7 protein-coding genes are annotated in these 7,459 nt (G+C 50.6%); 3 read left to right on the forward strand and 4 right to left on the reverse strand.

Features of this window, described 5'->3' with window-relative positions; all coding sequences use genetic code 11:
• Window positions 1-38: 38 nt before the first annotated feature.
• On the reverse strand, window positions 39-2,825 hold the full coding sequence (gene polA / locus OGV79_RS05690) for a DNA polymerase I (RefSeq protein ID WP_049009351.1): 2,787 nt from the start codon (window positions 2,823-2,825) through the stop codon (window positions 39-41).
• A gap of 363 nt (window positions 2,826-3,188) precedes the next feature.
• Between polA and yihG the strand changes: the two genes are divergently transcribed.
• Window positions 3,189-4,124, forward strand: coding sequence for a 1-acylglycerol-3-phosphate O-acyltransferase, YihG family (gene yihG / locus OGV79_RS05695; RefSeq protein ID WP_047459928.1), 936 nt, complete (start codon window positions 3,189-3,191; stop codon window positions 4,122-4,124).
• A 12-nt stretch (window positions 4,125-4,136) separates the two neighbouring features.
• Here the strand turns inward: yihG and dsbA are convergent, their stop codons facing one another.
• The 3 genes from dsbA to OGV79_RS05710 form a co-directional block, all read right to left on the reverse strand.
• The gene (gene dsbA, locus OGV79_RS05700; RefSeq protein ID WP_286468125.1) at window positions 4,137-4,760 is read right to left on the reverse strand and encodes a thiol:disulfide interchange protein DsbA; all 624 of its coding nucleotides are present in this window, start codon (window positions 4,758-4,760) and stop codon (window positions 4,137-4,139) included.
• A gap of 26 nt (window positions 4,761-4,786) precedes the next feature.
• Window positions 4,787-5,773 (reverse strand): serine/threonine protein kinase, encoded by a 987-nt coding sequence (locus OGV79_RS05705; protein WP_058668363.1) that lies wholly within the window; start codon window positions 5,771-5,773, stop codon window positions 4,787-4,789.
• A gap of 76 nt (window positions 5,774-5,849) precedes the next feature.
• A complete protein-coding gene (locus OGV79_RS05710; protein ID WP_058668362.1) occupies window positions 5,850-6,119 on the reverse strand; it encodes a YihD family protein in 270 nt (89 codons plus the stop codon).
• 68 nt (window positions 6,120-6,187) lie between these two features.
• Here OGV79_RS05710 and mobA point away from each other — a divergent pair, with 68 nt between their 5' ends.
• Window positions 6,188-6,772 carry a molybdenum cofactor guanylyltransferase MobA gene (mobA, locus tag OGV79_RS05715; protein WP_060815954.1) on the forward strand — a complete coding sequence of 195 codons (585 nt, stop codon included), beginning with the start codon at window positions 6,188-6,190 and terminating at the stop codon, window positions 6,770-6,772.
• Window positions 6,769-7,272: a molybdopterin-guanine dinucleotide biosynthesis protein MobB gene (gene mobB / locus OGV79_RS05720; protein WP_077956821.1), complete on the forward strand. Its 504-nt coding sequence runs from the start codon at window positions 6,769-6,771 to the stop codon at window positions 7,270-7,272. The genes mobA and mobB overlap by 4 nt, the downstream gene beginning before the upstream one ends.
• Window positions 7,273-7,459 lie beyond the last annotated feature (187 nt).

A 7,459-nucleotide genomic window follows, 5' to 3' on the forward strand; every position in this document is an offset into this window, starting at 1 on the left:
TGCTTAGTTACGAAAAAAGCGCGTTATTCAGTAAAGCCTTAGTGCGCCTGATCCCAGTTTTCGCCGCTACCCACTTCCACCAGCAACGGCACATCAATACGCGTGCAGTTTTCCATCAGTTGATGGATCTTTTTCGATACCACGTCGAGATCATCTTTATGCACTTCGAACACCAGTTCATCGTGTACCTGCATGATCATACGCACGCGCGGCTGTTCATCTTGCAGCCATTTATCGACGGCAATCATAGCGCGCTTGATGATGTCTGCTGCCGTCCCCTGCATCGGAGCGTTGATGGCGGCACGTTCCGCACCGGCACGACGCGCAGCATTGCTGGATTTAATATCCGGCAAGTAGAGACGACGCCCTTCCAGCGTTTCAACATAACCTCGCTCTTTTGCCTGAGCGCGCGTGCGTTCCATATATTCCAGTACGCCAGGGTAGCGTTCGAAGTAGAGATCCATGTACTTCTGCGCCTCTTTGCGCGGAATATTGAGCTGACGCGCCAGACCGAATGCGCTCATGCCGTAGATCAGACCAAAGTTAATCGCTTTGGCGCTGCGGCGCTGTTCAGCCGTAACGCTCTCCAGCGGCAGTCCAAACACTTCAGCAGCCGTCGCCCGGTGGATATCTTTTCCTTCGGCAAAGGCGGTTAACAGACCTTTATCGCGGGAAAGGTGCGCCATAATACGCAGTTCAATCTGCGAGTAGTCCGCTGATGCGATGACGTAATCTTGCGGAGCGATAAACGCCTGACGAATACGGCGTCCTTCCTCGTTACGTACCGGAATATTTTGCAGGTTAGGATCGGTAGACGATAAACGCCCCGTCGCGGTCACCGCCTGATGATAAGAGGTATGCACTCGCCCGGTTTTCGGGTTGATCATCAGCGGGAGTTTATCGGTGTAGGTCGATTTCAGCTTCGCCAGCCCGCGATATTCCAGAATCACCTTCGGCAGCGGATAGTCCAGCGCCAGCTCTTCCAGCACCTCTTCCGAGGTGGACGGCGCGCCGCCCGGCGTTTTCTTCAGCGGCTTAATACCCTGTTTTTCAAACAGAATGGTTTGCAACTGTTTGGTAGAAGAGAGGTTAAATTCTTCTCCGGCGATCTCATGCGCCTTCTTCTCCAGCTCCGCCAGACGCAGCGTGATCTCCTCTGAATGCTTGTGCAGCACGGCCGGGTCGATTTTTACACCGTTACGCTCTACGCGGGAAAGCACCGGCACCAGCGGCATTTCGATATTCTCGAAGACATTCAGCGGCCCTTTGTACTGCTGTAGCTCTGGCCACATTTTCAAATGCAGCTGTAACGTAACGTCCGCATCTTCTGCGGCATAACGTCCGGCCTCTTCCAGGGCAATCTGGTTAAAGGTCAGCTGATTTTTACCTTTACCGGCAATCTCTTCAAAAGTGATGGTCTTATGCTTCAACCAGCGTTCGGACAGGCTGTCCATATCATGGCGACCAGCAACGCTGTTCAGGATGTAGGATTCGAGCATAGTGTCAAAAGCAATACCGCGCAGCTCAATGCCATAGTTCTGCAATACGCCGCGATCGTACTTCAGGTTTTGCCCAACCTTACGCGCCTTCTCATCTTCCAGCAGCGGCTTCAACAGCTCCAGCGCTCGCTCGCGGGAAATCTGATCGGGCGCATCCAGGTAGTCATGCGCCACGGGAACGTAGGCCGCCACGCCCGGTTCAATAGCAAAAGAGAGACCGACCAGATTCGCCGCATGGTTATCCAGGCTGTCCGTTTCGGTATCAAATGCAAAAACGGGCGCCTTTTTCAGCGTCTCAATCCAGCTTTCCAGCGTCGCTTCATCCAGGATAGTGACGTAGTTATCGTAAGAAAGCGCGGTCGCAGGCACGTCTGGCGTTTCATCAATAACAATGGATTCCTGCGGTTTTGCTGCGGGCTTCGCACCTTTCGCCTGTAGCCATTTACCCGCTTCCACATCGGTGGTCCAGCGCTTAAATTCATATTTCTTAAACAGGCCAAGCAACTCTTCAGCCGCTGGTTGTTGTACTTCAAGCTGATCGCAGCTTAGCTCCAGTTCGACATCCGTTTTAATGGTAGCCAGTTGATAAGAGAGGTAAGCCACCTCTTTATTCTGCTCAAGCTTCCCGGCCATGGTTTTCGCGCCACGGAAGGTTAAGCCCGCAATTTTATCTGATTCGGCATACAGGGTATCCAGCCCACCTAACCCCTGAAGGAGCGCCTGGGCGGTTTTTTCACCCACGCCCGGCACGCCAGGAATGTTATCGGAAGAGTCGCCCATCAGCGCCAGGAAATCGATGATCAATTCGGGTGGAACACCGTACTTGTTCACGACTTCATCCGGGCCCAGAATCGTATTGGTCATGGTATTAATCAGCGTGATATTTGGTGTCACCAGTTGGGCCATATCTTTGTCACCGGTGCTGATCAGCACCGGACGGCCCACCTTCTCGGCTTCACGCGCCAGCGTACCGATAACGTCGTCCGCTTCCACGCCCGAAACGGCCAGCAGCGGCAGGCCCATCGCTTTTACCATCGCATGCAGCGGTTCAATCTGCGCACGCAGGTCATCAGGCATCGGCGGGCGATGCGATTTGTAATGTTCGAATAACTCATCACGGAAGGTTTTACCCTTGGCATCAAATACCACTGCGGCATGCGTCGGTTGATACTGCATAATCAGGCTGCGCAGCATGTTGAGAACACCGTACATCGCCCCTGTAGGCTCCCCTGCGCTGTTCGTCAGAGGAGGAAAGGCGTGATACGCGCGATAGAGATAAGATGAGCCATCTACAAGGATAAGTGGGTTTTCTGGGATCTGAACCATAATGTCCGTGCCTGTTTATCAGATTATGGGTAAAGGATGCCACAGACAGGATGAAAACATGAGTTTTTCGCCGCATTTGTCGAAAAAGTTTTGTAGATCTTCTGGATCGCTCGCAAAGCGAGCTGTGGATAACTTTGTGCATAAATTATTACATTTCATTTAATTTCATCCTGATGATTTAATTTTCATTAAACTTACTCATATTTTTCAATATGTTAATTAAATCACCAGAACTTTATCCCATTATTCAGCGTTATCTCAGTGTGTGGATAGATATCAATATTTTTTCTGTTTCGCTAAGACCCGTCATTTGATGCGTTTTCTGATAAAATCAGCCCCTTGCGTCTCTTTCGCGCACTATTTATGGCTAACCCGTTGAATAATTTAATTATGACAAGAATACTCGCTGCGATAACGCTGTTGCTGAGTATCGTATTGACCATTTTGGTCACTATTTTTTGTTCTGTGCCGATCATCCTTGCCGGGATCGTGAAGCTCCTTTTGCCCATTCCTGTCGTCTGGCGCAAGGTATCCGTTTTTTGTAATTTCATGATGTACTGCTGGTGTGAAGGGTTGGCGCTGCTGCTGCATCTCAATCCGTGGCTTAAATGGGACGTGGAAGGGCTGGAAGGCCTGAACAAGAAAAACTGGTATCTGCTTATTTGTAACCATCACAGCTGGGCCGATATCGTGGTGCTTTGCGTTCTGTTCCGTAAGCACATTCCAATGAACAAATACTTTCTTAAGCAGCAGTTAGCCTGGGTGCCGTTTATCGGCCTGGCCTGCTGGGCGCTGGATATGCCGTTTATGAAACGCTACTCGCGCGCTTATTTGCTCCGTCATCCCGAACAACGCGGTAAAGATGTAGAAACAACCCGCCGTTCTTGCGAGAAATTTCGCGCGCATCCCACAACGATCGTAAATTTTGTCGAAGGTTCGCGTTTTACCGAAGAGAAACGTCGGCAAACTCGCTCGCCATATAAAAACCTTCTCCCACCAAAAGCGGCGGGGATCGCGATGGCGCTAAACGTATTAGGGTCTCAGTTCGATAAGCTGCTCAACGTTACCCTCTGCTACCCGGAAAACGATCGGAAACCATTCTACGATATGTTGAGCGGTAAACTGACGCGCATCGTGGTACGTATCGATCTGGAGCCGATTAAAGAAGAGCTACACGGTGACTATGTGAACGACAAAGGATTCAAACGCCGTTTCCAGCTTTGGTTGAATGCACTCTGGAATGAAAAAGACGAACAGATAGAAAAGATTAAAGCGGAAAACAAAAACGCCGGTCAATGACCGGCGATTTTTTTATTTCTTTTCAACCAGATGTTTCACGGTATCGGCGTACTGTTGTACGAAGATATCCATGCTGCTGGTATCCATCCCTTGCGGGTTAACCTGATATTTGCCGTTTACAAACATCGCCGGTACCCCCTGAAGCTGGAGATCAGCGGCCGCTTTTTCTTGCTGCGCAACCAGTGATTTCACCACGAAGCTGTTCCATGCCGCATCGTAGTCTTCACCTTTCACACCCGCATCAACGAATACTTTGCGAATATCGGCAGCAGACTGAACGGTCTGGTTTTTCTGTACTGCTTCAAACATCGGCGCAGTGATTTTATCCTCTACGCCCAGTGCCATCGCCACAGCCCATGCCTGCGTCAGGTCCTTACCCAATGGGCCCAGGAACTCAACGTGGTATTTGGTCATTTTGGTGCCTTCAGGCAGCTTTTTCTGCACGTTATCAGAAACGTGCAGCACTTCTTCAAACTGATAGCAGTGCGGGCAGTAGAAGGAGAAAAACTCCAGAACCTGAGGCTCGCCAGCAACGGGCTTATCCAGTGTGATGTATTGCTTACCATCACTGAACTGCGCTGCCGATGCGCTAAAAGCTAAAATCATACCAGCCAGCGCCAGCCAAATCTTTTTCATGATCAACTCTCTCCTGATGTGTCCGTTTAATACATTGGCGTTAATTGTAAAGGGGGTTCTTGCAGTACTTTTGCCTGCTCAAGAAATGTCGCAGTCTGCCGTTGCCAGTAATCTTCCCCGGTTAACCACGGGAAATTTTTAGGAAACGCAGGATCAGCCCAGCGACGCATCAGCCAGGCAAGATAATAAACCAAACGCATCGCGCGTAAAGGCTCAATAAGTTCTATTTCAGCAGTATCGAACTCACTAACTTCTTCATAAGCCTCGATAATCGTTTCAAGCTGCATCCGCTGCTCGGCTTTATCGCCATTCAGCAGCATCCACAGATCCTGAACGGCAGGGCCATTGCGGGCATCATCTAAATCGACAAACAGCGGGCCATCACGCCAGAGGATATTTCCGGCATGGCAATCCCCGTGTAAACGCAGCATCTCAAAACGGGTATGCCAACGTTCGGTAACGGCAGCAATAAGGGTGTCCGTCGCGTTCAGGAAAGCCGCTTTTTGCCCCGAGGGAATCAGTGGTGCGTCTTCGAAAAGTTTGCGAGGTTCAATGAGATACTCTTCCAGGCCCATTGTCGGCCGGAAGGCAAAAGGGTGTTTACGCCCAGTCTGATGCAGGCGACCCAGATAGCGTCCTACCGCTTCCATCTGATCGATATTATCCGCTTCGAACTGTCGCCCACCGACGCTTGGGAAAATCGCGTAGTGGAATCCCTGGTGGTTCAGTAGCGTCTGCCCATTGAGGACAAGCGGCGCCGCGACCGGCACCTCATCTTTTACCAGTTCCAGTGCAAACTGATGCTCTTCCCGTATTTGATCGGCAGACCAACGCTCAGGGCGATAAAACTTAACGACAAAGCGTCGACGGTCTTCGTCCTGAAACTGATAGACGCGGTTTTCATAGCTGTTGAGCGGGGTAAGACCGGAATCCACCCGGATTCCCTGTTCAAACAGCGCATCCATGATGGTATCCGGGTGTAATGTCTGGAAAGTAAAAGCGTTGTCGTTCATCCCATCATCCGGAAAATACTACGAATGATTCAGGATATCATTTTGTGGCGATTTCGGTGGCGCCGCTTACAAGGTTTTACTCTTTAATCACGCCGCGTGCGCGTAATAGCGCTGTTTTGAAATCTTCTTCATAATCTTTCTGAATGCCAGGAATCACCGCATCTTTTGCGGAGCCACGCATTTTCAGGTGATAGATCAGAATGTCGTCGGTTAAATCCGCCAGTTCACCGTCAAAACCTGACTCTTTCGCCAGTTTCTGTAAAAATTGCAGCAGATTAAGATCGGGCTCTTTCTGCCAGGCTGGTTGCAGGAGTTCAATGACTTCATTCAGGCGTTTACATTTCATGGCTGTGCTCCTTAATTTGATGTAGATACGTTAGCAGGGTCAATCCCACAATAAAAGAGGCGATATCAGTGAATCTGGAGAGTGCAATAACGGGGGTTGTGCTGGCAGGCGGTAAGGCCAGGCGAATGGGGGGGGCAGATAAGGGTCTGCTTGAGCTGGATGGCAAACCACTCTGGAAGCATGTTGCTGATACGCTGGCGTCTCAGCTTGAAACCGTCGTGATTAACGCGAATCGCCATCAGGATATTTATCAACAAAGCGGTCTGAAAGTGATCCCCGATTCACTGGCCGATTTTCCGGGGCCTCTGGCGGGTATGTTGTCTGTTTTACAGCAAGAGAAGGGAGACTGGTTTCTGTTTTGCCCTTGTGACACGCCTTACATTCCCCGCAATCTGGTTGCGCGTTTAAAAGCTCAGCGTAATAACGCGCCTGTCGTATGGGTTCACGACGGCGAGCGGGACCACCCGACAATTGCACTGGTTAATCGCTCCGTAGCACCTTTCTTACAGGAATATCTCCGGTCAGGTGAACGGCGAGTCATGGTCTTTATGCGCCAGGCCGGTGGTCATGCTGTTGATTTCAGTGATTTTAAACAGGCATTTGTGAATGTGAATACGCCGGAAGAACTCGCCAGATGGCAGGAGAAATCATGATCCCACTACTCGGCATAGCCGCATGGAGCGGCACCGGTAAGACTACGCTGCTCAAGAAATTGATTCCAGCGTTATGCGCCAGAGGGGTTTGCCCAGGATTAATTAAACATACTCATCACAATATGGACGTAGATAAGCCCGGCAAAGACAGTTACGAGTTACGCAAGGCAGGCGCAGCACAAACGCTTGTCGCCAGTCGGCAACGTTGGGCGCTGATGACAGAAACACCGGAAGAACCTGAGCTGGATTTAACGTATCTGGTGAGTCGAATGGATGCTTCCAAGCTGGATATAGTGCTTGTTGAAGGTTTTAAGCACGAAGCGGTGGCGAAGATCTTGTTATTCCGACAGGGGGGTGGGCATGAAGTGGATGAGCTGACCATTGATGAACATGTGATCGCCGTCGCCAGCGACATTCCGCTTTCCCTGGATGTCCCGCTATTAGATATCAATGATATACCACAGATCGCTACATTTGTTTTGCGTTGGCTGGGACGATAGTACGCGGGCGGCACAGGTTTTTTGCAGGCAGGATAAGCGCAGCGTCATCCGGCTGCACCCGGGTGCATGAACGCAAAAAGGCCATCCCTCAGGATGGCCTCTTCACTTTAATTAATGCCTGGCAGTTCCCTACTCTCGCATGGGGAGACCCCACACTACCATCGGCGCTACGGCGTTTCACTTCTGA

This window comes from Citrobacter sp. CK185 (assembly GCF_030333565.1).
In the GTDB taxonomy this organism is placed as follows: Bacteria; Pseudomonadota; Gammaproteobacteria; order Enterobacterales; family Enterobacteriaceae; genus Citrobacter_B; species Citrobacter_B koseri.